28 protein-coding genes are annotated in these 21,806 nt (G+C 50.8%); 17 read left to right on the top strand and 11 right to left on the bottom strand.

The window, feature by feature from the left end:
* Positions 1-13 precede the first annotated feature (13 nt).
* Both GQE98_RS00650 and GQE98_RS00645 read left to right on the top strand, forming a co-directional pair.
* Entirely contained in the window at positions 14-1,270 is a 1,257-nt protein-coding gene (locus GQE98_RS00650; RefSeq protein WP_161313625.1) for a PQQ-dependent sugar dehydrogenase, read from the top strand.
* 133 nt (positions 1,271-1,403) lie between these two features.
* Positions 1,404-1,727 (top strand): GcrA family cell cycle regulator, encoded by a 324-nt coding sequence (locus GQE98_RS00645; protein WP_161313624.1) that lies wholly within the window; start codon positions 1,404-1,406, stop codon positions 1,725-1,727.
* A 6-nt stretch (positions 1,728-1,733) separates the two neighbouring features.
* Here GQE98_RS00645 and GQE98_RS00640 read toward each other — a convergent pair whose 3' ends face one another.
* Complete coding sequence (locus tag GQE98_RS00640; protein WP_161313623.1) at positions 1,734-2,084, bottom strand: DOPA 4,5-dioxygenase family protein; 351 nt, start codon at positions 2,082-2,084, stop codon at positions 1,734-1,736.
* 127 nt (positions 2,085-2,211) lie between these two features.
* On the opposite strand from GQE98_RS00640, the gene GQE98_RS00635 reads away from it, so the two are divergent.
* From GQE98_RS00635 to GQE98_RS00610, 6 genes are all read left to right on the top strand, one after another.
* Positions 2,212-3,072, top strand: coding sequence for an enoyl-CoA hydratase-related protein (locus GQE98_RS00635; protein WP_161313622.1), 861 nt, complete (start codon positions 2,212-2,214; stop codon positions 3,070-3,072).
* Positions 3,073-3,122: 50 nt separating this feature from the next.
* On the top strand, positions 3,123-3,506 hold the full coding sequence (locus tag GQE98_RS00630; RefSeq protein ID WP_161313621.1) for a hypothetical protein: 384 nt from the start codon (positions 3,123-3,125) through the stop codon (positions 3,504-3,506).
* Positions 3,507-3,607: 101 nt separating this feature from the next.
* Positions 3,608-3,895 (top strand): YggT family protein, encoded by a 288-nt coding sequence (locus tag GQE98_RS00625; protein WP_161313620.1) that lies wholly within the window; start codon positions 3,608-3,610, stop codon positions 3,893-3,895.
* The gene (locus tag GQE98_RS00620) at positions 3,892-4,209 is read left to right on the top strand and encodes a DUF167 family protein (RefSeq protein WP_161313619.1); all 318 of its coding nucleotides are present in this window, start codon (positions 3,892-3,894) and stop codon (positions 4,207-4,209) included. Before GQE98_RS00625 ends, GQE98_RS00620 begins: the two co-directional genes overlap by 4 nt.
* A 31-nt stretch (positions 4,210-4,240) precedes the next feature.
* The gene (gene folD / locus GQE98_RS00615) at positions 4,241-5,125 is read left to right on the top strand and encodes a bifunctional methylenetetrahydrofolate dehydrogenase/methenyltetrahydrofolate cyclohydrolase FolD (RefSeq protein ID WP_161313618.1); all 885 of its coding nucleotides are present in this window, start codon (positions 4,241-4,243) and stop codon (positions 5,123-5,125) included.
* Between the two features lie 9 nt (positions 5,126-5,134).
* Positions 5,135-5,449, top strand: a complete 315-nt coding sequence (locus GQE98_RS00610) for a hypothetical protein (protein WP_161313617.1) — start codon at positions 5,135-5,137, stop codon at positions 5,447-5,449.
* Here the strand turns inward: GQE98_RS00610 and GQE98_RS00605 are convergent, their stop codons facing one another.
* The 3 genes from GQE98_RS00605 to GQE98_RS00595 all read right to left on the bottom strand — a co-directional run bounded on the left by GQE98_RS00605 (position 5,450) and on the right by GQE98_RS00595 (position 8,231).
* Positions 5,450-6,304, bottom strand: a complete 855-nt coding sequence (locus GQE98_RS00605) for a DMT family transporter (RefSeq protein WP_161313616.1) — start codon at positions 6,302-6,304, stop codon at positions 5,450-5,452.
* Positions 6,305-6,357: 53 nt separating this feature from the next.
* Complete coding sequence (locus tag GQE98_RS00600; protein WP_161313615.1) at positions 6,358-7,566, bottom strand: argininosuccinate synthase; 1,209 nt, start codon at positions 7,564-7,566, stop codon at positions 6,358-6,360.
* Between the two features lie 98 nt (positions 7,567-7,664).
* Positions 7,665-8,231, bottom strand: coding sequence for a helix-turn-helix domain-containing protein (locus GQE98_RS00595; RefSeq protein WP_161313614.1), 567 nt, complete (start codon positions 8,229-8,231; stop codon positions 7,665-7,667).
* A 97-nt stretch (positions 8,232-8,328) separates the two neighbouring features.
* On the opposite strand from GQE98_RS00595, the gene GQE98_RS00590 reads away from it, so the two are divergent.
* Both GQE98_RS00590 and GQE98_RS00585 read left to right on the top strand, forming a co-directional pair.
* A complete protein-coding gene (locus GQE98_RS00590; RefSeq protein WP_161313613.1) occupies positions 8,329-9,501 on the top strand; it encodes a benzoate/H(+) symporter BenE family transporter in 1,173 nt (390 codons plus the stop codon).
* A 34-nt stretch (positions 9,502-9,535) separates the two neighbouring features.
* Positions 9,536-10,006, top strand: a complete 471-nt coding sequence (locus GQE98_RS00585) for a GNAT family N-acetyltransferase (protein WP_161313612.1) — start codon at positions 9,536-9,538, stop codon at positions 10,004-10,006.
* Here GQE98_RS00585 and rlmN read toward each other — a convergent pair.
* From rlmN to GQE98_RS00570, 3 genes are read right to left on the bottom strand one after another with little or no spacing between them, the layout of a single operon-like run.
* The gene (gene rlmN / locus GQE98_RS00580) at positions 10,001-11,167 is read right to left on the bottom strand and encodes a dual-specificity RNA methyltransferase RlmN (protein WP_161313611.1); all 1,167 of its coding nucleotides are present in this window, start codon (positions 11,165-11,167) and stop codon (positions 10,001-10,003) included. The two genes, GQE98_RS00585 and rlmN, sit on opposite strands and share 6 nt — an antisense overlap.
* A gap of 47 nt (positions 11,168-11,214) precedes the next feature.
* Complete coding sequence (locus tag GQE98_RS00575; RefSeq protein WP_161313610.1) at positions 11,215-11,805, bottom strand: invasion associated locus B family protein; 591 nt, start codon at positions 11,803-11,805, stop codon at positions 11,215-11,217.
* Positions 11,806-11,834: 29 nt separating this feature from the next.
* Positions 11,835-12,374 (bottom strand): RNA methyltransferase, encoded by a 540-nt coding sequence (locus GQE98_RS00570; protein ID WP_161313609.1) that lies wholly within the window; start codon positions 12,372-12,374, stop codon positions 11,835-11,837.
* Positions 12,375-12,446: 72 nt separating this feature from the next.
* On the opposite strand from GQE98_RS00570, the gene GQE98_RS00565 reads away from it, so the two are divergent.
* From GQE98_RS00565 to GQE98_RS00545, 5 genes are all read left to right on the top strand, one after another.
* Entirely contained in the window at positions 12,447-13,475 is a 1,029-nt protein-coding gene (locus GQE98_RS00565) for an asparaginase (protein ID WP_161313608.1), read from the top strand.
* 83 nt (positions 13,476-13,558) lie between these two features.
* Positions 13,559-14,539, top strand: a complete 981-nt coding sequence (locus tag GQE98_RS00560; RefSeq protein ID WP_161313607.1) for an NADPH:quinone oxidoreductase family protein — start codon at positions 13,559-13,561, stop codon at positions 14,537-14,539.
* 6 nt (positions 14,540-14,545) lie between these two features.
* A complete protein-coding gene (locus tag GQE98_RS00555; protein WP_161313606.1) occupies positions 14,546-15,784 on the top strand; it encodes a class I SAM-dependent methyltransferase in 1,239 nt (412 codons plus the stop codon).
* 150 nt (positions 15,785-15,934) lie between these two features.
* A complete protein-coding gene (locus GQE98_RS00550) occupies positions 15,935-16,834 on the top strand; it encodes a DMT family transporter (RefSeq protein ID WP_161313605.1) in 900 nt (299 codons plus the stop codon).
* Positions 16,831-17,757: a DMT family transporter gene (locus GQE98_RS00545; RefSeq protein ID WP_161313604.1), complete on the top strand. Its 927-nt coding sequence runs from the start codon at positions 16,831-16,833 to the stop codon at positions 17,755-17,757. The genes GQE98_RS00550 and GQE98_RS00545 overlap by 4 nt, the downstream gene beginning before the upstream one ends.
* An 8-nt stretch (positions 17,758-17,765) precedes the next feature.
* Here the strand turns inward: GQE98_RS00545 and GQE98_RS00540 are convergent, their stop codons facing one another.
* The 3 genes from GQE98_RS00540 to GQE98_RS00530 form a co-directional block, all read right to left on the bottom strand.
* Positions 17,766-18,407: a CoA transferase subunit B gene (locus GQE98_RS00540; protein ID WP_161313603.1), complete on the bottom strand. Its 642-nt coding sequence runs from the start codon at positions 18,405-18,407 to the stop codon at positions 17,766-17,768.
* 24 nt (positions 18,408-18,431) lie between these two features.
* Positions 18,432-19,148 (bottom strand): CoA transferase subunit A, encoded by a 717-nt coding sequence (locus GQE98_RS00535; protein ID WP_161313602.1) that lies wholly within the window; start codon positions 19,146-19,148, stop codon positions 18,432-18,434.
* A gap of 129 nt (positions 19,149-19,277) precedes the next feature.
* A complete protein-coding gene (locus GQE98_RS00530) occupies positions 19,278-19,658 on the bottom strand; it encodes a YkvA family protein (RefSeq protein WP_161313601.1) in 381 nt (126 codons plus the stop codon).
* A gap of 121 nt (positions 19,659-19,779) precedes the next feature.
* On the opposite strand from GQE98_RS00530, the gene GQE98_RS00525 reads away from it, so the two are divergent.
* Positions 19,780-20,541: a 3-hydroxyacyl-CoA dehydrogenase gene (locus GQE98_RS00525; protein ID WP_161313600.1), complete on the top strand. Its 762-nt coding sequence runs from the start codon at positions 19,780-19,782 to the stop codon at positions 20,539-20,541.
* 1 nt (position 20,542) lies between these two features.
* On the opposite strand, the gene GQE98_RS00520 is transcribed toward GQE98_RS00525, so the two are convergent.
* Positions 20,543-20,833 carry a 4a-hydroxytetrahydrobiopterin dehydratase gene (locus tag GQE98_RS00520; RefSeq protein ID WP_161313599.1) on the bottom strand — a complete coding sequence of 97 codons (291 nt, stop codon included), beginning with the start codon at positions 20,831-20,833 and terminating at the stop codon, positions 20,543-20,545.
* 83 nt (positions 20,834-20,916) lie between these two features.
* Between GQE98_RS00520 and GQE98_RS00515 the strand changes: the two genes are divergently transcribed.
* Positions 20,917-21,804, top strand: a complete 888-nt coding sequence (locus tag GQE98_RS00515) for a spermine/spermidine synthase domain-containing protein (protein WP_161313598.1) — start codon at positions 20,917-20,919, stop codon at positions 21,802-21,804.
* The last annotated feature ends 2 nt before the right edge of the window (positions 21,805-21,806 follow it).

The raw sequence follows: 21,806 nt of genomic DNA, 5'->3' as shown, positions 1-21,806 counted from the left end.
TCGGAGAGAGGAAATGAAACGTAAAATGGTTGTTCTAAAATACCCGATGGCTTTGATAATTCTGTTGGCTGCTATCATACCGACCTCTCTTGTTCATGCTCAGGAAAGTGACGAAGTGGGGGCAATGATAACCATCCGTGCCGAGGACCTGCCAAAACCCTATGAGACACCAGTTGAGGCACTCAGTCCGCGGCAAGTAAGTACAAACAAAAAAGGGGAGCTCAATCTGCCTCCCGGTTTCAAGGTGAATCCCTTTCGGAGGGGGCTGACTCACGCGAGATGGCTTTACGCCCTGGACAATGGTGATGTGTTGCTGGCGGAGCCAAAGGGCGGCAAGATCACAATTTTACGAGATGTGGATGGTGATGGGAAGGCGGAATTGGCCAAGACTTTGGTTGATGATCTTGAAACGCCACACGGCATGGCTATCATCGGCGACTGGCTTTATATTGGGGAGGAAACCCAGGTCCGCCGTGTCCCCTTTAAGGTGGGTAACCTTGATGTATCGGGTCAACTGGAAGATGTAACTGAGCCTGGATCTCTTGGCGATGGGCATGGCCACTGGACACGCATTCTTCTGTATGATGAAAAGGACAACGCACTCTACATATCCGTAGGAAGTGCATCGAATGTTGGCATAGAGCCGTTGCCGCGGGCCAGCATTCAGAAACTCAATCTTGAGAACAAGCGGATGGAAACGGTTGCGACTGGGCTTCGCAATCCGGTTGGTATGGATTTCAACCCGGTAACCGGCGCGCTTTATACGGTCGTCAATGAGCGCGATGGTTATGGAGATGGCCTTGTGCCGGACTATCTAACGGAAGTGAAGCAGGGCGGATTTTATGGTTGGCCATACGCATATTCCGGCAAGATACCTGATCCTGACTATGCAGATAAGGCCCCGGAAATGGTTGAAAAATCAATCCTGCCTGATGTTTTGTTCCAGTCTCATTCCGCACCGCTCGGTCTCACCTTTTACAGAGCGGACCAATTCCCGGACGATTATAAAAACGATGCCTTCGTTGCCTTCCAAGGGTCCTGGAATGCCTCAAACCCTACGGGCTATAAAATAGTCCGGGTCCCATTTGAAAACGGATATCCTACAGGATCATATCAGAATTTCGCAACCGGGTTCCGTATTGAAGCGAATGATCCTGGCGCTGCAAAGGTCTGGGGACGGCCGGTTGGGCTTGCGGTAGCGGCAGACGGATCGCTCCTGATCGCTGACGCAGTCAGCCAGACGGTTTGGCGTATCTCCTATGCGCCATAAAGCCCTTAAACGGTTTATGTATAGACTCTGCCCGCTGTCGAGGATATATCAATGAGGCTTTGGCGGCGGCGCAACATTCACATATCAAGTGACCCGCTGATGATTTGAGGCAACTGCAACAAGAGATTATGGAATGAGTTGGACTGACGAACGTATTGAGACGCTGAAAAAGCTCTGGGGCTCAGGCAAAACAGCAGCTGAAATTGCCGAGGAGTTGGGGGATGTTACCCGCAACGCTGTCATCGGCAAGGCAAACCGCCTTGGTCTATCGTCCAAGTCAACGCCTGCGGCGGCAAAGCCGAAAAAGAAGGTCATTCCGGCGCATCGTGCCTGCCAATGGCCAATCGGTCATCCGGGTGAGGATAATTTCCACTTTTGCGGAGACGAAGCTGTGCCAAGCAAGCCCTATTGCCTGAAGCATTGTAATATGGCTTATCAGAACAAGGACAATAGCTAAACGCGCCTAGTTCGTTTGAAACATTTCCAGATTTAGAGTCAGCTTTTCTCCAAGCCAGAGTGCATGATCACGATGGTCTTCAAGGTCGTTGCCGGTTTCTGGGTGCACCAGGATATCGAGGCCCTGACGGTTTAGCATAAGCCAAGGTACGATTTTTTCGAATTCTCTTGTCGCAAATGCCACCTGATACATAGAAATCGGGTGTGGTCCAACCGGCTTGTCATGCCAGCGGCCTAGGGCAACGTCAAACATTGCTCCCAGTTGTTCGCGAACAGCCGCAGCGGCAGGTTTCGTTTCCGGACGAAAATAAATATGGGCGTGATACCCGGTTATTCCCCGATCCATGTCCTGAGGCATATCTATTTTCCTTCGAAAATTCACTGGTATTGTCTTGCTATTAATTGTTAACATAATCGCCTCACGTCCCTTTGTCATGACCGATCAGGGCGGACGCTATAAAAATATATAAACCGGAGGTAAACCCGTGTCCTATGAGCATATCCTTTATGATGTCGAAGATCAGATTCTGACCATTACCCTTAACCGCCCCGATAACCTGAATGCCTTCACCAGGATTATGCGCGATGAATTGATTGACGCCTTTGACAAGGCAGATAATGACGATGATGTCCGGGCAATTATTATCACGGGTGCGGGGCGTGCATTTTGCGCGGGGGCCGACCTTGGAAAAGGGGCAGAAACCTTTGATTACAAAGCGCGTGGCGAGGTAAACGACGGCGAGGTGCACCGTGATGGCGGTGGGCGGGTAACGCTGCGGATGTATCAGTCAAAGAAACCGATCATTGGCGCCATTAATGGTCCGGCCGTCGGTATTGGGGCGACGATGACGCTGCCTATGGACATCCGACTGGCGTCTGAGAAAGCTCGCATCGGTTTTGTCTTTTCACGCCGCGGCATTGTGATGGAAGCCTGCAGCAGCTGGTTCCTGCCGCGTCTGGTTGGCATATCGCAGGCTGCTGAATGGGTTTATTCAGGCCGTATTTTCCCGGCTGATGAGGCGAAGGAAGGTGGTCTTGTTAAGGCTGTTTATCCAGAGGATGAATTATTACCGGCCGCGCGCAGTCTCGCAAAAGAACTTGTCGCTGATTCCGCGCCCGTTTCCGTTGCGCTCTGCCGGCAGATGATGTGGCGGATGCTTGGCGCTGACCACCCGATGGAGGCGCACAAGATTGATAGCCGGGGCATTCAGATGATGGGCAAAAGCCCGGATGTGGCCGAAGGGATTACGTCCTTCCTGGAGAAAAGGCCCGCCAAATTCACCATGCGCCCATCAGCGGATATGCCGGACTATTATCCATGGTGGGAAGAGCCGGAGTTTAAATGAGCATATAGGCGTATGTATGAGCACTTTTAAAGTGCTTTAGAATTGAATTAATGCAAACAAAGAATGCCCCTTGGGGCATTCTTTGGGATCCGTCTAATATTAAGTCGATAGATATTATCGACCCGGCAATCTATTTTGAAACAACGACCATATACTCCAAGCTGCCGATAAATATTATAGCAGCGGAGACCTATGCAGGGACGCCGGATCAATCCGGTGAAGAGAAAAATACAACGCTGGAAAGCTTGTCGATTACGGGTGTAAAGCTGACAAAAGGGATCTCTCCCTTATCAACGAAAACTTCCATGACCCTGCCGGATATAGCGATAAATAATTTGGGAAATGATGGCGATGGTATGTCGCAGGCCGATGTTGTTCAGGCGGTTCTGACTGAAGTCGTCAATCAGTCAATGGAAGCAGCGTTACATTCTTGAATTAAGAAAGTGAATTTAGCTATAAGGCTACTTGTAGAGTGGTTGCGTTTTTCGGGCACAACGCCTAAATGTAGTATGGATTAAATCGAGCAGGTACATACATGACATCCTTACTTCTTCTGATTAGTGCGATTATCAATATTTTCATCTGGCTTTTGATTGCAAATGCGATCCTGAGTTGGCTTGTGGCGTTTAATGTCGTCAATACGAGCAACCAGTTCGTTTCCGCTGTGGGGAACTTTCTCTACCGGATTACGGAACCTCCCCTTCGGCCGATAAGAAAGGTCATCCCGACAATGGGCGGGCTGGATGTTTCGCCGGTTGTTTTGATACTCCTGTTGATTTTCCTCCGCAATCTTCTGTTTGAATATGCACCCATGATGATGTGACGCTGCCATTTCGACAACGCGGTGACGGCATCCTGCTCGATATTCGGCTGACACCGAATGCGGCCCACAACCGGATAGAGGATATATTTGTCGATGGGAATGGCCATTCTCGACTGAGGGTAAAAGTGACCGCTATCGCGGAAAAAGGGAAAGCTAACAACGCATTGGTCAAATTATTGTCGAAATCAATAAAATGCGGTCGCGGGAATATTGATATTGTCATAGGCGAGTTTGACAGGAACAAGACGTTATTGATCAAGGGCGATACGCCGGCACTGGAAAAAGAACTGAAATCTTGGCTTAGGAAGCTTTAACCGGGCATGATACCGGTGAGAGGATGATGTAATGACGGCAACAATAATCGACGGCAAGGCGTTCGCGGCCCAGGTGCGGGAAAAGTCGGGCAAGAAGGTTGCAACACTAAAGGCGGAGCACAATCTCACGCCAGGGCTTGCGGTTGTACTGGTCGGGGAAGATCCGGCCAGCCAGGTTTATGTTCGCAACAAGGGCAAGGCAACAGCAGAAGCCGGAATGAAATCCGAAGAAATTCGTCTGGAAATGACTGCAACGCAAGAGGAAGTGCTGGAAGTTGTTCATCGGCTCAACGCAGATCCGACTATTCACGGCATTCTAGTGCAGCTTCCGCTTCCCAAGCAGGTTGATGAGATGGCTGTACTGGACGCCATTGATCCTACGAAAGATGTGGATGGCTTTCATGTCATCAATACTGGCCGTCAGGCGGTTGGCCTACCCGCAATGGTACCCTGTACGCCGCTTGGTTGCCTAATGATGCTGAAAGATACGCACGGCGATCTCTCCGGAATGAATGCTGTTGTTGTTGGCCGATCGAATATTGTTGGTAAGCCAATGGCGAGCCTTCTTCTATCGGAGAATTGTACGGTGACCATCGCACATTCCCGTACTCGTGATTTGCCAACCGTATGCCGGGGGGCGGATATTTTGATTGCAGCGGTTGGTCGTCCCGAAATGATCCGGGGTGATTGGGTCAAACCAGGGGCAACGGTGATCGATGTTGGTATCAATCGTATCCCCAAGGAAGATGGCAAGACACGCCTGGTCGGCGATGTCTGCTTCTCCGAGGCGGTCGAGGTGGCCGGGGCAATTACACCGGTTCCGGGCGGCGTCGGCCCGATGACCATCGCCTGTCTGCTTGCCAATACAGTTACTGCGGCCTGCCGGCAGGCGGGTATCTCTGAACCGGAGGTTTGAACGCTTTTCGTGCGATATTCCCGCCAGCTTCTTGGACGCTTTTTTAAGCTTATCGCGATTGGCGCATTAGTAGGGATTGTCTTCAGTATTCTCTTTATTGCCCTGCCGATGGCAGGTGTATTGTTTATCTTAAGCACCTTAAATATTGGATGGACGTTACCATGGGTTCCGTCCGCGCCGTTAATTATGGCAATCGGTGCAATTGCGGGCGGTACTTTTGCGGCGGTGCTCTTTATAAAGGACCGCTATGTTCCCTATGTGGAAGAGGTTCCCGACTTCGAAGACGATGGTGGAGATAGCTCAAATGAGTTGGGTGACAAATAGCTAGGTCTGTTTGCGTTGTTCCGCTAGAAGGTTTGTCAGGTTTCCAGCAAAAATAACAACGGCGCCAACCAATACCCAAGGGTCAAATGCTTCCGCATACAAGAGGAACCCGACGACAGCAATAAGTGGCATTCGTAGGAAATCCATTGGAACCACCACCGTCGCATCTGCATTTTGAAACGCTTTTACAATGCAGAAATGGGCGGAGAGCGCTGTAATGCCGACAGCAATAAACCAAGGCATTGCCTGCCAGGTGGGGGGTTGCCAGTCGATCACTGATGGGATCATCGCCATGGGGAGCTGAATTACGGCCATATAGAAGAGAATGGCAAGCGCCGTCGTATCTCCCGAGAGCTTTTTCGTCAAAGTTGCGGTCATCGCGAAGCCGAATGCCCCGGCAAGGACAATCAAGGCGGGAGTTGTGATGGATACAAGGCCGGGCCGCAAAATGATCAAGATGCCCGCAAAGCCCATGGCAATTGCGAAAGCGCGGACCCAGGTGAGTTTTTCACCGAGCAGGATAGAAGCCAGTAACGCCGTCCATATTGGCGTTGTGAATTCTATCGCAAATACTTCTGCGAGCGAGATAACGGCAATGCCATAAAACCAGGCGGCCTGACCGGCGAAATGGAAGGTATTCCGAATAATTTGGAGGCCCAAATGCCTTGGAAAGATTTGGGCAAACCCACTGCGCCAAAGGATTAGCAGAACAATGAACAAACCGATCACACTACGATAAAACATAATCTGAAAGGTGCCATAGTCCGACGACAACTCCCTGCCGGCAACTGCGAGCGTTATAAACGACATCAATGCGCCGCCCATCCAGAATGCTGCCTTGATGATCGGCGGCATTTATTCTGTCTTTATTATTCGATTACTTCCTGTCGACATGGTCGCCCTCGAGGTCAAGATTTTTGTCGATGTAGTAGGCGGAGCCTCAGGGCATTGAGCTTGATAAAGCCTTCGGCGTCGCGCTGGTCATAGACAGTGTCTTCTTCGAAGGTAACATGTTCCATGGAATAGAGCGAGTAGGGACTCTTCCTGCCAACAACGCTCACGCGACCTTTATAAAGCTTGAGACGGACAGTCCCTGTTACTTTCTCCTGACTCTTGTCGATGAGTGCTTGCAGCATTTCGCGCTCCGGAGAGAACCAGAGGCCATTGTAGATCAACTCAGCATAGCGTGGCATGATGTCATCTTTCAGGTGCATGGCGCCTCGATCGAGGGTTATCTGCTCAATTCCGCGGTGTGCTTCGAGCATGATTGTCCCGCCTGGCGTCTCATAGATACCGCGCGACTTCATGCCAACAAAGCGCCCTTCCACCAGATCAAGACGTCCAATGCCGTTATCACCGGCAAGTTTGTTCAGCGCGGTCAGCAGTTCTGCCGGGCTCATCCGTTTGCCATCAATGGCGACTGGATCGCCTTTTTCGTAATCAATTTCGATATAAGTCGGGGTATCCGGGGCATCCTCCGGCGCTACAGTCCGGGAATAAACATATTCCCCGGCTTCTTCCCACGGATCCTCCAGCGCCTTGCCTTCCGCCGAGATATGGAGAAGGTTTGCATCGACTGAAAAGGGGGCTTCACCGCGCTTGTCTTTAGGGATCGGGATCTGGTTCTTTTCAGCGAATTCAATCAGTTTGGTCCGGGAGTTGAGGTCCCACTCCCGCCAGGGCGAAATCACCTTGATATCGGGATCGAGCGCGTAATAGCCAAGTTCAAAACGGACCTGATCATTTCCTTTACCGGTTGCGCCATGGGCCACTGCATCCGCGCCGACTTCTTTTGCAATCTCGATTTGCCGCTTCGAAATTAGCGGCCGCGCAATAGAGGTTCCAAGAAGATATTGCCCCTCGTAGACAGCGTTTGCCCTGAACATCGGGAAAACAAAATCACGAACAAACTCTTCACGGAGATCATCGATATAGATTTCCTTGATGCCCAGCAATTCAGCCTTGGCGCGCGCCGGTTCCAATTCTTCCCCCTGGCCTAGATCAGCTGTGAAGGTAACGACTTCGCAATTGTATGTCGTCTGCAGCCACTTCAGGATGACGGAGGTATCTAGACCGCCGGAATAGGCGAGGACGACTTTTTTGATTTCTTGGGACATGATTGGGGACCTCAATAGGGAATCTGATATTCAGGCAACATTGCAGCGCAAACTAGGGGAAAAACAAGGGCTTCGCAAGGGGCAGATTTCCGCAGCATTCACGTGCGGTATGGATAATGAATAACAGATAGGGTAACCGCCTTTTCATTGCCGCTATTGCGGTATCCGTGCGGGCTGTCACCGCGAAAGCGGATCGATTGTCCTTCTTTAAGCTGGTGCCAGGTATCATCCGCCAAAATTTCCATTTGTCCTGATATCACCGTAATATGTTCAATGACGCCGGGTTCGTGGGGTTCGGAAAGGCGTTCATAGCCCGGGTAGAAGGTCAGCTCCATGTAATCAAAACCAAAACGAGACTCGAAAGGGAAAAGTGGCGCAACAGCCATTCCTTTATCACCCGGCGTGTTGCGGAGTGCGTCTGCATCACGGATCAGGGTGTCCATTGCGACTTCAGGTATCGGTTCCATTAAGGATGAAACTGATACCTTGAACCCCGTCGCCAACTTCCAGAGGACCGCCGTTGTCGGGCTTGATTCGCCGCGTTCAATTTGTCCCAGCATTGCTTTGCTCACGCCGGTGGCAGCTGCTGCCGTATCCAGGCTCCAGGCACGATCTTTTCTGAGCCTTTTCAGGGTGATTGATAAATGGTCTTTCAGATCTTGCATAAGTTCACATTTTTCGCTTGAGCGCTATAGCGCACATCTGTTAGGGTGCGTTCGATTGTGCGTTATAGCGCATAACGGGCATGGGGGTATAGATCAAATGTTACGTTTTTTCTCGCCAAGCTATATTTCAGCCGGCTTTGTGGCTGTTCTAGTGGGCTATGCTGGGGCCGGTGCCATTGTTTTTCAGGCGGCAAATGCAGCAGGCGCGAGCCCGGCGGAGATAAGTTCATGGCTCTGGGCACTAGGGATCGGCATGGGGGTCAGCAGTATTGGCCTTACCTTCTATTACCGCCAGCCAATCCTGATCGCCTGGTCAACGCCTGGCGCGGCGCTTCTTGTCACAAGTCTGCCGGGCGTACCGATGAGTGAATCGATAGGGGCCTTCCTTTTTAGTTCCATCCTGCTCACACTTTGCGGTGTTACGGGGTTGTTCCAGAAAATCATGGCCTTCGTTCCACAGTCGCTTGCGTCTGCCTTGCTGGCCGCGGTTCTTCTGAAATTTGGCCTGGATGCATTTGTTGCACTTGAGAGCGATGTTCTTATGGTCGGAGTGATGGTGGTCGTTTACTTGCTGACAAAGCAGTTTCTGCCTCGCTATGTGATACCGCTGACCTTCCTTGTAGGGATTGTGATTGCTTTGATAGGTGGGACAATCTCTGCAATTGAAACGACTTTTACACTTACCCTGCCTGTCTTTGTTATGCCAAGCTTTGAGATCACGACCCTGATTGGTGTGGGCATTCCACTTTTTATTGTCACTATGGCTTCGCAGAATGTTCCGGGGATTGCAGCGCTCCGGGCGCATGGCTATGACGTGCCGGCTTCCCCTTTGATTGGATGGTCGGGTTTAACAGGAGTTATCCTCGCGCCTTTTGGTGGTTTTGCATTCAATCTTGCAGCGATTACCGCCGCTCTTTGTATGAGTCCTGAGGTGCATCCAGATCCGTCAAAACGCTATCCGGCTGTCATCTGGGCGTCCGTATTCTATTGTCTTGCCGGACTTTTTGGTGCGGCTATTGCGGCTCTTTTTATTGCTTTTCCAGCGGCGCTGGTTATGGCAATTGCCGGGCTTGCACTGCTTTCGACGATTGCCAATAGTCTGGAGGCCGCGCTAAAGGTTGAGGCGGAACGTGATGCAGCGATCCTGACTTTTGCTGTGACAGCTTCCGGCATGACATTACTTTCTATTGGTGCGCCTTTCTGGGGCCTTGTGATCGGGATGAGCGCCTATCTTTTTCGAAAGCGATTTACGACAGTCGGAAAAGGATGAAAAGGTTCGTGTATATGGACAGGTGGAACTATCAATGATCACTATTGCAGTAAGAGACGAGGATTTTCACGACTGGAAAGGTTTGTTGTCACTTCTGCATGAAGCCTTTGCTTATATGGACGCACGGATTGATCCGCCGTCGTCTCTCCATTTGTTAAACGAAGAAACAATTGCTCGAAAGGCGCAAGAGGAAACTCTATTGCTGATGCGTGACGATAATCAACTGATCGGCTGCTGTTTCCTGAAGGACATGGGCCAGAAGATGTATTTGGGCAAATTAGCAGTAAAACCGAGCCTTCAGAAATCAGGGGTTGGTCAACGCCTCCTCGATTACGCTATCGACTATTGTAGAGAGCTGGGCAAAGACATAATTGAGCTGCAGTCACGCGTTGAACTCACGGAAGTCCATAATTTCTTCCATCGTCGCGGGTTCAGGCAAACAGGCACAACGGCCCATGAAGGCTACGACCGACCTACCAGCCTCACCATGGAGCTTGAACTATAGGTTGGCAGTAGCCGCTTCTTCATTGCGTCGGGCGGAGGCGGGCACCTTCTTGCTTGCCGATTTGAGCTGCCCGCAGGCGGCCATGATGTCACGTCCGCGTGGCACTCGAATGGGAGAAGAGTAGCCCGCATCATTCACAATCTTTGCAAAGCGATGCATCGCGTTATTGCTGGAGCATTGATACTGCGTACCGGGCCAGGGGTTGAATGGAATCAAGTTGACCTTCGCCGGGATATCCTTCAGCAGACGGACAAGTTCCCGCGCGTCCGCTGGGCTATCATTAATACCATCCAGCATGACATACTCAAAAGTGATCCGGCGGGCGTTGTTGCTGCCCGGATATTCTTTGCAGGCCTGGAGCAATTCCTTGATTGGATACCGCTTGTTGATGGGCACCAGAATATCGCGCACTTCGTCATTTACTGCATGGAGCGAGATAGCAAGGTTGACGCCAAGCTCTTCACCGCATTGATGTATTTTTGGGACGACGCCGGAAGTTGAGAGTGTGATCCGCCGCTTCGAAAGGGAAATACCTTCACCGTCCATAATTATTTTAAGCGCCTTGGCGACGTTATCATAATTTAGGAGCGGCTCTCCCATGCCCATCATGACGATGTTGGAGATCATCCGATCGCCCTTCGGGCTCGGCCACTCGTTGATCGTATCGCGCGCGACCAGCATCTGGGAAATAATCTCGCCCGCTGTAAGGTTGCGTACAAGCTTCATGGTGCCCGTGTGACAGAAGCTGCAGGTGAGGGTGCAGCCAACCTGGCTTGAAACGCAAAGTGCGCCGCGGTCTTCCTCGGGGATATGTACCGATTCGACTTCCTGCCCATCCGGGAATTTTACCAGCCATTTGCGCGTACCATCAGTTGATTCCTGAAGTGACGTGATTTCTGGCCTGTCAGCGGTAAAACTTTCGGGCAGCCAGCCGCGCATCTCCTTGGAGATTGAGGTCATATCCTCAAATTTGCTGGCGCCGCGGTAATAAAGCCAGTGAAAAAGCTGGCGCGCCCTCATCCGGGCGGCTTTTTCATCAATACCAGCCTCAATCAGCGCAGCCGCGATCTCTTTTCGGTCGAGCCCGATCAGGCTTTTGCGAATGGCGAGCAATTCTGGCTGCCGGTCAACGGCATCTACATCAGGAATCAAATGATCCATAATTTCCACGTTTTCTTAAAAACCGGCTTATACGCCGGTCGGGTCAATTAAGTACAGCTTTTTCTAATCTGCTTGTAAGCGGCTGTGAAACCCTGCAGGGAATAGCTGTCTACAGTCAGCGTCCCGCGGCTGGAGGTTCCCTTGACAATCATTTTCGAACCACCGCGCATGGCACTTATCAGTTTTTCATCGCTTTCACCTTCAGGCACCCAGGCAACCTCGTTATTCGTTGCCAGCAGGAACTTACGATTGCCGATCAGAGCCTCAACCGTTGATTTGTCTTTAAATGGATAACCAGCAACGTGACTGACTTCTTCCTTGGATTTTGAAGCCGGGCGATAAGCAACCATTAAATATATATCGCCGCGTTTGACCCCCTGGGGTGTCGATTTCAGCGGACGCGAAAGCATATAACAAACTTTATTGTCATTTTCGACCCAGCTATAGGCAAGCCAATCTGTAAATGTGCCAAGTGCTCTAGGGTCTGATTGTTGCGCACTCGCGATCCCTGTTTGAAAAGTGATCGTGAAAACTGCGAAGAAAATACTTGCTATTAATCTATTCATAAACAGAGAATAACGCTTTGGGGTGTTCTTTTCCAGTCCCGGTGCTCTCAATTTTTCTACATTTTTGATCATCAACAAAACCTGTTTTTATTCGAATGCTTTTAATCTGTCTTGCGCCGCTTGATGGGAGTTCCCTGAACATGCGCTTTTAAGGGTTCTGGCGTCCCGAGTTCTCCCGCAGGGCGCCGGGCAAACCGTCCATGCGTAACGATCCTGTCATACATAACTATTGCTCCTGCGGTTGCAACATTCAGACAAAATTTTGTCGGAATTTTGATGAAATAATCACATTTTTCCTGCATTTCCGGGCTCAGGGAACCTCGTTCCCGCCCGAGCACATAAGCGGCACTCAATGGATGAAAAAAACTCGGGAGTTCCGTCGCTTCGTCCAACAGTTCAACGCCGACAATTTTGCAGCCCTTCGGTAATTGCATGCCGGCCAGGTCATCGTAATCATACCAGGGAATATTTTTAGGGGCGACCGAGGTATCCGAGCGGGCCTTGCGTACAGAATACTCTGCACCAATTGTGAACACAAAGCTCGCACCGAAGGCATTGGCTGTGCGGAAAAGATTGCCAGCATTCATGGGTTTGCTGATTCCTTCAACACCAATACCGAAGTAACCCCGGGAAATAGCCATAATTTTCTACTCTCCAAACCGGTTTCCTGATAAAAAAGATCCGGTCCCCAACAATGTAATATGGTTCAGAACATGATTAACCATTCCTCCAGTAAATCTGCAAGCCTTCCTTTCACGGTCGCGGTCTCTCGCGGTTCGATGGTGGAAAGTCATCATCTGGTTGCCGCAGCCATTTGTGATTCGACCGGCAGGATTTTACAAAGCTGGGGGAACGTTGAGAGTCCGGTTTATCTCCGGTCTGCAATCAAGCCTCTTCAGGCATTACCGTTGGTTGAGAGCGGTGCAGCCGATGCATTTGATGTAACCGAGAAAGAACTCTCTCTTGCCTGCGCGTCCCATAACGGCGAACCGATCCATGTGGAAGCTGTCACAAACTGGCTGAATAGAATTGGACTTGGGATTGAGGCTCTTGAATGTGGCTGTCATTGGCCGACCTATGATCCAGCAGCTCGTGCGCTAGCCGTATCTGGTCAGGAACCGTCGGCCGCTCATAATAACTGTTCGGGAAAACATTCGGGCTTTCTTTGTACGGCCGTTCATCTGAAGGAGACGACAACAGGGTACATTCACCGGGAGCATGCGGTGCAGCAACGCATCGTAAAGGTGCTGGAAGATTTTACCGATCTGGATTTGTCGAACGCGCCTGTCGGGATTGATGGTTGCTCTATACCAACGATCGCCATTCCGTTGCAAAACGCGGCGCTGGCGTTTGCGCGCTTTGCCGATCCATCTACATTGACGGTGGCGCGGGCCACTGCTTGCAAACGATTGCAAAAGGCAATCTCCAAATACCCGGAAATGATCGCCGGTTCCGACCGCCTATGTACGGCGTTGAATGGAGCGGCAGAGGGGCGGGTGGTTGCGAAAGTGGGAGCCGAAGGGGTTTATCTTGCGGCCCTTCCCGAGTCTGGAATTGGTGTTGCAATAAAAGCTCTCGATGGAACGACACGGGCAGCAGAGGTCGCACTCGGCGCAATCCTCGAGGATCTTGGTATTCTTGACGAACACGTTCACCGAGCAATTGACCCTTATGTGCGCCCGATACTTCGCAACCGCAATGATATCGTCGTTGGGGAGATCACGGCCGTTATTGATAGCTGAAGTATCTCGGTGATTGACCTTGGCTTTTAATCAAGGGTAAGTTTCCGCATCGCAATAACAAAAAAAGATATTTAGGAAAAAACATGAAAGCGCTTGTTTGCAAGGAATTTGGAGATCCGGATATTCTGGTGATGGAAGATGTGCCGGAACCTGAAATTAAAAAGGGAATGGTCAAGATAGCAGTGCATTCTGTCGGGCTTAATTTTCCGGACACCCTAATGATTGCCGGCAAATATCAGGTTAAACCCCCGTTTCCCTTCTCGCCGGGCATGGAATCCTCTGGTATCGTGACGGAGGTTGGCGAAGGCGTAACCAAAGTAGCAGTTGGCGATCGGGTAATGGCTAATCATGGCGTAGGCGGCTTTGCCGAATATGTGCTCGCGCCAGAAAATGGGACCTATAAAATTCCCGACAATATGCCCTTTGATGAAGCCGCTGGCTTCCCGGTCACTTACGGCACTACTTATCATGCACTTGTCGATCGCGGCGATTTAAAGCCGGGTGAAGTCTTACTGGTCCATGGTGCTGCTGGCGGTGTTGGCCTTAATGCAGTGGAGTTAGGTAAAGCACTGGGTGCAACAGTGATTGGCACCGTCGGTTCCGATGAAAAGATGGATATCGTCAAACAATATGGTGCGGAACATGTCATCAACTATTCAACAGAAAGCATACGCGACCGCGTCAAAGAATTGACGGACGGGAAAGGCGCCGACGTCATCTATGATCCTGTTGGTGGTGATGCGTTCGACCAGTCCATGCGCTGCATCAACTGGAATGGCCGTCTGCTGGTGATTGGCTTCGCGTCTGGCCGGATTGCTGAACTTAAAACCAATCTGGCGCTGCTCAAGGGCTGCTCTGTTGTCGGTGTTTTCTGGGGTGAGTTCGCTCGCCGCTACCCGGAGCAGAACCGCGCAAACTTCCAGGCGATGTTGGACATGGTGGAAAGCGGCAAGATCAAGCCGCATGTCTCCACGCATTTTCCACTGGAAAAAGGTGCCGATGCGATGAAAGCGTTGCTGTCTCGCAAAACGACGGGCAAGGTCATCATCACCGTCAAGGATTGATAGTCCATGGCAAAAGGGAAGGGGACGCGGGATCAGGCGGTTAAACGCCAATATGAGTCCCTTCCCTATCCACCGCGTGATCCAAGGGATGAGGCGGTGCGGCTGATCGAGGGAAGCCCGAGCCATCTTGACGAACTCAATCATTACGTTTTCGCTGGTAAGCGGGATTTTTCCCAGCCGTTTCGTGCGCTTGTTGCGGGGGGCGGGACTGGTGATGCTGCCATTATGCTGGCACAGCATCTCGCCGATAGAAGCGACGCGGGCCATGTCACCTATCTCGATTTGTCAAAGGCAAGCCGGAAAATAGCGGAGGCGCGAGCAACCGCGCGGGGGTTGGCGAATATAGACTTTATCACCGGCTCTCTACTCGACCTGCCGTCAATGAATCTGGCGCCCTTCGATTATATTGACTGTTGTGGTGTTCTCCATCATTTAGAGGAGCCGGCGGCCGGTCTTGCGGCGATTGCTGCATGTCTGGCAGACGATGGTGGAATGGGGCTCATGGTCTATGCGACACTTGGTCGAACGGGTGTCTACCCAATTCAGGATGCCTTGCGGACACTGACGGCAGGGGAGACCGTCAGTGCTCAGGTCAAGTATGCGAAAAACTTGCTTAAGGACCTCCCGTCCAGCAACTGGCTTAACAAGAATACAGCAATCGGAGATCATAAACTTGGCGAAGATGCCGCGCTTTATGATCTTCTTCTGCATCCGCGCGATCAAAGTTATCTGGTACCGGAATTAATTGACCTTCTATCTGAAGCCGGAATGGAGCTTGTCAGCTTTATCGAACCGGTGCGCTATGAGCCTGAACTTTACCTAAAGGACAAAGAACTTCGTAAGCGCGCCCGCAAACTAGATGAAGCCGCGCGGGCAACACTCGCTGAAAATCTTTCCGGTTCAATCAAGACGCATACATTTTACGCCCGAAAGGTGGGCGGGCCTGCGGCCGGAGCAGCAAAGTTCGATCCTGAGATGATACCAATTCTAAAAGATAATAATGGCGAGATGCTCGCGCGAACGCTTAATGCGCGATCGACCCTGACCGTGCATTTCGATAAAGAACCAATAGCACTCGATATTCCGGAAGGCGCTGCAGATTTTGTTCGCAGCGTTGATGGTCGTAAAAGCCTTCGAGCCATTCAATCAGAAATGTCGATGCCTTGGGCAAATTTCCGGACACGTTATGCTCCGGTATATAAAATGTTACAGGGATTAAATCTTCTTTGGCTCAAGTCGAGTTAAGTCTATATCCAGTCAAAATGCACAGCTGTTTTGCGTTTTTAGCTCTTTGCCTTTGCCGCCGGACAATTTATTCTGGTAACGATGGTATTATTACGTGTTCTGATTAAACCCTTTCTGAATTTCTCTCCGGTGTTACAGGCGGTGGGCTTAATGATAGCCGCTTGCCTTTTTTTCTCCTTGATGGCCGGGGTCATCCGTTACGTGTCAGATAGTGGCATGCATATTTTCCAGGTTGTATTTTTACGGAATGTGGCGGGCATTCTTTTCTTTCTTCCCTGGTTCTTCCAATCAGGCTTGGGCGTTTTAAAAACGAAACGCATCGGTGCCTTTGGACTGCGAAGTTTATTTGGCTTTGCTTCAATGTTGACCTGGTTCTACGCCGTGAGCCTATTGCCGCTTGCCGATGCGGTGGCACTTAATTTTACGGCCCCTATTTTCGGCACCATATTAGCGGTAGTGGTCCTGCATGAAGTTGTTGGTATCAGGCGTGGTGCGGCGATGATCGTTGGCTTTATCGGCGCAATGATTATTCTGCGGCCTGGTCTGACAGAATTAAGCATAGGGTCTTATTCCGCCATTTTTTCTGCAGTAGCAATGGCATGTTCGATGACGATGGTGAAACTCTTGTCGCGTTCGGAAAATACAGCAGCGATGGTCGCCCTGAACCAGATTCTGATTATACCAATGTCCCTTATCCCGGCGATTTTTGTATGGACAACGCCTACATTTGATCAGCTTGTAGCCATATTGATTATCGGGTTGCTGGCGACGGTGGGCCATCTGTGTTTTACAAAAGCATATACGCTCGCAGATGCCTCAATTGTCATGCCATTCGACTTTTTCCGGCTCATATTCTCGGCACTGATTGGATTCATCTTTTTCATGCAGGAGCCTGATCTTTTCACCTATATCGGTGCGGCAATTATTTTTGCGTCGTCAATCTACATTGCAATTCGGGAGGCCCGGGTGAGCAACGCAGATAAGGATGAGAAGAAGAAGGCGATACTGGCGCAAACAAAGGCGGAGAATCGGTCGGGACCTATCAGATGAGGCCATCTATACCGGGTGGTGCCTCCTTGCGTAATCTTTTTTCCAATATTCCCGCGAATGGCCAAGGCGCTCTCTGGATGTTACTGGGGGGATTTTTCTTTTCCTGTATGGGTGTCGGCATCAAGTTTCTGGGTGCCGAACTGGATAGTTTTCAAATTGCCTTCTTGCGCGCGCTGTTCGGCTTTATTGTCATTTTACCTTTCTCGCTTCGTCGCGGTTTCTCCGGCCTTAAAACGCATGTGCTCAGACTCCACATTGCCCGTGGGGTTGTCGGCATTTTAGGAATGCTTTCAATCTTCTATGCGATTACTCATTTGCCGCTCGCAGATGCTGTAGCGCTCACCTTTACGCGGCCTCTTTTTCTGATCCTTCTGGCGGTTCTGTTTCTCGGGGAGTTGATAAGATGGCGGCGCTGGACGGCAACTGCGGTAGGGTTCATCGGCGTGCTGGTCATGGTCCAGTCGCAGGCAGAGTTTGAAATGGCCTCACTGGTCGCGCTTTTCGGCGCACTGATGGTGGCGATGGTTTCTGTATTTCTGAAAAAACTGAGCGTGACCGAAGCGCCAACAACCATGATGTTCTATTTCGGTCTGATCTCCTCTTTTGTCTCGGCAATTCCAGCAGTTTTCGTCTGGGTGCAGCCAACTTTTATGGACCTTGGAATACTTGTCCTGTTGGCCTGTTTCGGTTCTGGTGCCAATTTTTGTGCGATCCGCGCTTTCTCGATCGGAGAAGCGACTGCCGTCGCACCCTTCGACTATACACGGCTTATATTTTCAGGATTTTTGGGTTTTATTGTGTTTGCCGAGGTGCCGACACTTGCCATGCTGATTGGCGCCTGTATCATTGTCGCCTCCAGCCTTTATATCATGCGCCGCGAAGCAGGCCTCGGCAAGAAAAAGCCCCTTGTAACAGAGAGTTAACGTCGCCCTTAAAGGGCGACGTCGAATTCAGCTTCTGTGGCCTCCTTGACATCGTCAAGCGTTACGCCGTCAGCAAGTTGGATGAGCTTCATATTTGTTTCCCCGTCTTTTTCAAACTTGAAAACTGCCATATCGGTAATCACCATATCAACGACACCTTTACCGGTTAATGGAAGATTACAGGTTTTGAGGAGTTTCGGCTCACCTTTCGCTGTATGTTCCATCACGATGATCACTTTTTTCACACCAGCAACCAGATCCATGGCGCCGCCCATGCCCTTGACCATCTTGCCCGGGATCATCCAGTTGGCCAAATCGCCATTCTGTGCGACTTGCATGGCACCAAGTATGGAAAGATTGATATGCCCGCCGCGGATCATGGCAAAGCTATCCGCATTTGAAAAATAACTGGTAGTCGGCAATTCAGTCACCGTCTGCTTACCCGCATTGATGAGGTCAGCATCTTCCTCTCCTTCATAGGGGAAGGGGCCCATGCCGAGCATGCCATTCTCGCTTTGCAGCTGAATTTCCATACCCTCTGGAATATAGTTTGACACCAGTGTTGGAATTCCGATGCCGAGATTGACGTAGAAACCGTCCTGAAGTTCCTGTGCGGCGCGTTGCGCCATTTGTTCTCTTGTCCAAGCCATGTGTAAGTCCTCTACTTCTCTCGATCAGGCAACCTGGTTGCGGGTGCGGGTCGTTCGCTGTTCAATATGTTTCACCGGATTAGGGACATGCACAATTCGTTGTACATAGACGCCTGGAACAACAATATGGTCCGGGTCAATTTCGCCTGGCTCAACCAGATGCTCAACCTCAGCAACAGTAATCCGTCCTGCCGTCGCCATCATTGGATTGAAATTGCGGGCGGTTTTACGGAACACGAGGTTTCCTTCCTTGTCCGCCATATAGGCATGGACGAGGGCAACATCTGCCGTAAGGCCCCGCTCCATCACATAATCTTCCCCGTCAAAATTTTTGACTTCCTTGCCTTCGGCAACGAGTGTTCCAACACCGGTTTTAGTGTAGAATGCCGGAATGCCAGCTCCACCCGCACGAATCTGTTCCGAGAGGGTGCCTTGCGGCGTAAAAACCACTTCCAGATCGCCATTCAGATACTGTTCGGCGAACATCTTGTTCTCACCGACGTAGGACGAAACCATTGTTGAAATCTGCTTGCTTTCCAACAGCACGCCGAGGCCAATACCGTCAACGCCTGCATTGTTGGATATGACAGTGAGGCCTTTAACGCCAGCGACCTTCACAGCTTCAATCAGGGTTTCCGGTATCCCGCAAAGGCCAAATCCGCCAGACATCAGCGTCATGCCGTTCGTTAGTATGCCGTCCAACGCAGCCGTGGCGTCGGCGTAAATCTTCCTGTCACTCATTCCAAGTTCCTTATCAAACGGATATTAGTTTCGTCGAATAGGGAAGTTTTATAACAAAAATCCTATTGCTACGCACAATTTTTTAAAAATGAACTTATTTCTAATAAGGCTGGCAGGAAAATTTTGGCTTTATTCCACGGAGTTGGGTTCTTTTTCAAGGAAAACGCGCGCTTTTTCACGATGGTCCTCTTTGACATATTTCTTGACTGTCGCCATCGCTGCCATCAGGACACTGGCGTCATCCGTAAAGCCAATACCGGCGAGAAAATCAGGGATCACGTCTGCAGGCATAATAAAATATGCGAGAGCGCCAAAAAGAACTGCCTTTACGAACGCGGGGCTTTTACTATCAACCGCACAATAGAAGCTGGCTGTAACATCATCGGCAAATGGGATTTTGCCAAAGTTACGGCGGAGCTTTTGGCCAAACTCCCGCATAACCAGGCGTTTGTCACTTTCAAGCTTGGCCTCATCAAAGGCAGAGATATCATCGTCATCAAGTTTAGGCATACATATGATATGTAGTTTTCCAAGCCACTTTGCAAGAAGGCCGTTCTTCACAATTCAGATTCAACAGTATAAGGAGTGGTATCAAATTCAGGATCATCCCTAAAAAAACTGGAGAACATAAATGGATATTTCCGAAAAAACTGCAATTGTCACGGGCGGCGCCTCCGGACTTGGCGAAGCTACGGCCAGAATGTTGGCCGCAGCGGGGGCAAAGGTGGCAATTTTCGATATGAATTCCGAGTTGGCGGAAAAGGTCGCGAGCGATATTGGCGGCGTGGCCTGTACCACTAATGTTGCCGATGACGCATCGGTGGAGGCGGCCTTTGACAAAGCACGCAATGTGCATGGTCCCGCCCGTATCCTGGTTAATTGCGCTGGCATTGGCCCAGCGGCAAAAACCTTTTCCAGTAAGGGGATGCATCCACTTGATAAGTTCCAGCAAGTCATTGCTGTCAACCTGATTGGCACGTTCAATTGTATTCGCCGGGCTTCTGCTGATATGGCGACCCTTGAGCCCATGGAAAGCGGGGAGCGGGGCGTTTGCATCAACACCGCGTCCGTTGCCGCATATGATGGGCAGATTGGGCAGGCGGCCTATTCTGCCTCCAAGGGCGGAATTGTCGGCATGACGTTACCGATTGCACGGGATCTCGCATCCCTTGGTGTCCGCGTCGTGACGATCGCTCCCGGATTATTTGAAACACCCCTCCTAAAAAGCCTGCCGGAAGATGTACAGGCAGCCCTTGGGGCCTCCGTTCCTTTCCCAAGCCGTCTTGGTCGTCCGTCTGAATATGCCAAGCTTGCCCGGCAGATCATGGAGAATCAGATGCTAAACGGAGAGGTCATTCGGCTTGACGGGGCAATCCGTATGGCTCCGAAATAAGTTAGCCGGCGATTTTATTCATAAAAGTCGCAAGTTCGACATCCTTGCTGCTCAGGCCGTTGACGTCATGGGTGGCAAGGGTCACTTCTAGCCGGTTATAGACATTAAACCATTCCGGATGATGATCCATTTTCTCGGCCTTCAGGGCCACCCGGGTCATAAAGGCAAATGCCTGATTGAAATTTGCAAACTTGAAGGATTTCTGGATCGCCTCGCGTCCGTCAACGGTCACCCAACCATCGAGCTTCAGCAGGGCATCTTCAATTTCTTTCGCACTTAATCTAACAGTCATGGATATTCTCCTGTCATCAGGTTATGACCCTTGGTAACTATGTTGATGCTGATGATGGATGTCCAGAGCGAGAAAAAAGATTGATGACAAAGATTAGCGAGTTAAGCCGGAACTGGTGGCATGAGGAAACGGAAGGAATTGCGTTCACCCATGCGCTCGATATGACGCTGTTGCATTCCGAGCAAAGCCCATTCCAGAAAATTGAGATTTACGAGCATCCCATTTTCGGTCGGGTCCTCACGTTGGATGATCTGGTACAGGCCTCCCATGCGGATGAGTTCATGTATCATGAAATGGCGGTGCATGTGCCGCTTCTGGGCCGAAAACGCGATCAGGCAGAGGTTCTGATCGTCGGTGGTGGAGACGGAGGTATCCTGCGTGAAGTATTACGTCATGAATTTGTAACCCGCGTTGTCATGGTGGAGATTGATCGACGGGTTGTTGAATTATCGCAGGAATTTCTCGCCATTAATGGTGATTATGAGGACACTCGGGTCGAGCTCATCATCGGTGATGCGGCAGACTATATGCGCAAGGCGCGCGCCGGCGGCGACAGGTTTGATCTGATCATCCTTGACTTAAGCGAGCCTGTCGGACCATCCGCCAGCGTATTTACGCGTGGCTTTTGCGAGGACTTTTCTGCTTGTATCAAGGAGGACGGGGTGGTTCTCGATAGCGATAGCATTTTCGTCGGCAAGGATCGCGCATATTTCCTTCAGGAGCTTTGCGGGGACAAGGATCAGAATCTTGTCTCGATCATGCAGCATGATAAGCTGCTGCCCCATGTCGCGGCTTACCGCTCCATCGTGCAGCTTTATCCCGCGGCGGAATTTGGCTTCTTCCTGTATAGCAAAGACGGCCATGACTATTCCAAACCGATGAAATCTCTGACGGGCCGGCATTATAACGCAGACCTTCATCGGGCGGCTTTTGCATTGCCGACCTGGTGGCATGAGAATCTTGGTTTTTGAGG

The organism is Sneathiella litorea, from assembly GCF_009882915.1.
GTDB lineage: Bacteria > Pseudomonadota > Alphaproteobacteria > Sneathiellales > Sneathiellaceae > Sneathiella > Sneathiella litorea.
The sequence above is the reverse complement of the archived record's forward strand: the minus strand, read 5'-3'. Positions and strand labels throughout refer to the sequence as shown.

Bases quoted from the DNA above. Each gene is read 5' to 3' on its own strand.
- GQE98_RS00595 (WP_161313614.1), bottom strand. From the start codon at position 8,231: ATGCAAGATCTGAAAGACCATTTATCAATCACCCTGAAAAGGCTCAGA.
- GQE98_RS00520 (WP_161313599.1), bottom strand. From the start codon at position 20,833: ATGACTGTTAGATTAAGTGCGAAAGAAATTGAAGATGCCCTGCTGAAG.
- GQE98_RS00540 (WP_161313603.1), bottom strand. From the start codon at position 18,407: ATGGCTTGGACAAGAGAACAAATGGCGCAACGCGCCGCACAGGAACTT.
- GQE98_RS00535 (WP_161313602.1), bottom strand. From the start codon at position 19,148: ATGAGTGACAGGAAGATTTACGCCGACGCCACGGCTGCGTTGGACGGC.
- GQE98_RS00630 (WP_161313621.1), top strand. From the start codon at position 3,123: ATGCAAACAAAGAATGCCCCTTGGGGCATTCTTTGGGATCCGTCTAAT.
- GQE98_RS00625 (WP_161313620.1), top strand. From the start codon at position 3,608: ATGACATCCTTACTTCTTCTGATTAGTGCGATTATCAATATTTTCATC.
- GQE98_RS00530 (WP_161313601.1), bottom strand. From the start codon at position 19,658: ATGCCTAAACTTGATGACGATGATATCTCTGCCTTTGATGAGGCCAAG.
- rlmN (WP_161313611.1), bottom strand. From the start codon at position 11,167: ATGGATCATTTGATTCCTGATGTAGATGCCGTTGACCGGCAGCCAGAA.
- GQE98_RS00585 (WP_161313612.1), top strand. From the start codon at position 9,536: ATGATCACTATTGCAGTAAGAGACGAGGATTTTCACGACTGGAAAGGT.
- GQE98_RS00645 (WP_161313624.1), top strand. From the start codon at position 1,404: ATGAGTTGGACTGACGAACGTATTGAGACGCTGAAAAAGCTCTGGGGC.
- GQE98_RS00525 (WP_161313600.1), top strand. From the start codon at position 19,780: ATGGATATTTCCGAAAAAACTGCAATTGTCACGGGCGGCGCCTCCGGA.
- GQE98_RS00545 (WP_161313604.1), top strand. From the start codon at position 16,831: ATGAGGCCATCTATACCGGGTGGTGCCTCCTTGCGTAATCTTTTTTCC.
- GQE98_RS00605 (WP_161313616.1), bottom strand. From the start codon at position 6,304: ATGCCGCCGATCATCAAGGCAGCATTCTGGATGGGCGGCGCATTGATG.
- GQE98_RS00565 (WP_161313608.1), top strand. From the start codon at position 12,447: ATGATTAACCATTCCTCCAGTAAATCTGCAAGCCTTCCTTTCACGGTC.
- folD (WP_161313618.1), top strand. From the start codon at position 4,241: ATGACGGCAACAATAATCGACGGCAAGGCGTTCGCGGCCCAGGTGCGG.
- GQE98_RS00590 (WP_161313613.1), top strand. From the start codon at position 8,329: ATGTTACGTTTTTTCTCGCCAAGCTATATTTCAGCCGGCTTTGTGGCT.
- GQE98_RS00650 (WP_161313625.1), top strand. From the start codon at position 14: ATGAAACGTAAAATGGTTGTTCTAAAATACCCGATGGCTTTGATAATT.
- GQE98_RS00550 (WP_161313605.1), top strand. From the start codon at position 15,935: ATGATAGCCGCTTGCCTTTTTTTCTCCTTGATGGCCGGGGTCATCCGT.
- GQE98_RS00560 (WP_161313607.1), top strand. From the start codon at position 13,559: ATGAAAGCGCTTGTTTGCAAGGAATTTGGAGATCCGGATATTCTGGTG.
- GQE98_RS00570 (WP_161313609.1), bottom strand. From the start codon at position 12,374: ATGGCTATTTCCCGGGGTTACTTCGGTATTGGTGTTGAAGGAATCAGC.
- GQE98_RS00515 (WP_161313598.1), top strand. From the start codon at position 20,917: ATGACAAAGATTAGCGAGTTAAGCCGGAACTGGTGGCATGAGGAAACG.
- GQE98_RS00575 (WP_161313610.1), bottom strand. From the start codon at position 11,805: ATGATCAAAAATGTAGAAAAATTGAGAGCACCGGGACTGGAAAAGAAC.
- GQE98_RS00600 (WP_161313615.1), bottom strand. From the start codon at position 7,566: ATGTCCCAAGAAATCAAAAAAGTCGTCCTCGCCTATTCCGGCGGTCTA.
- GQE98_RS00555 (WP_161313606.1), top strand. From the start codon at position 14,546: ATGGCAAAAGGGAAGGGGACGCGGGATCAGGCGGTTAAACGCCAATAT.
- GQE98_RS00640 (WP_161313623.1), bottom strand. From the start codon at position 2,084: ATGCCTCAGGACATGGATCGGGGAATAACCGGGTATCACGCCCATATT.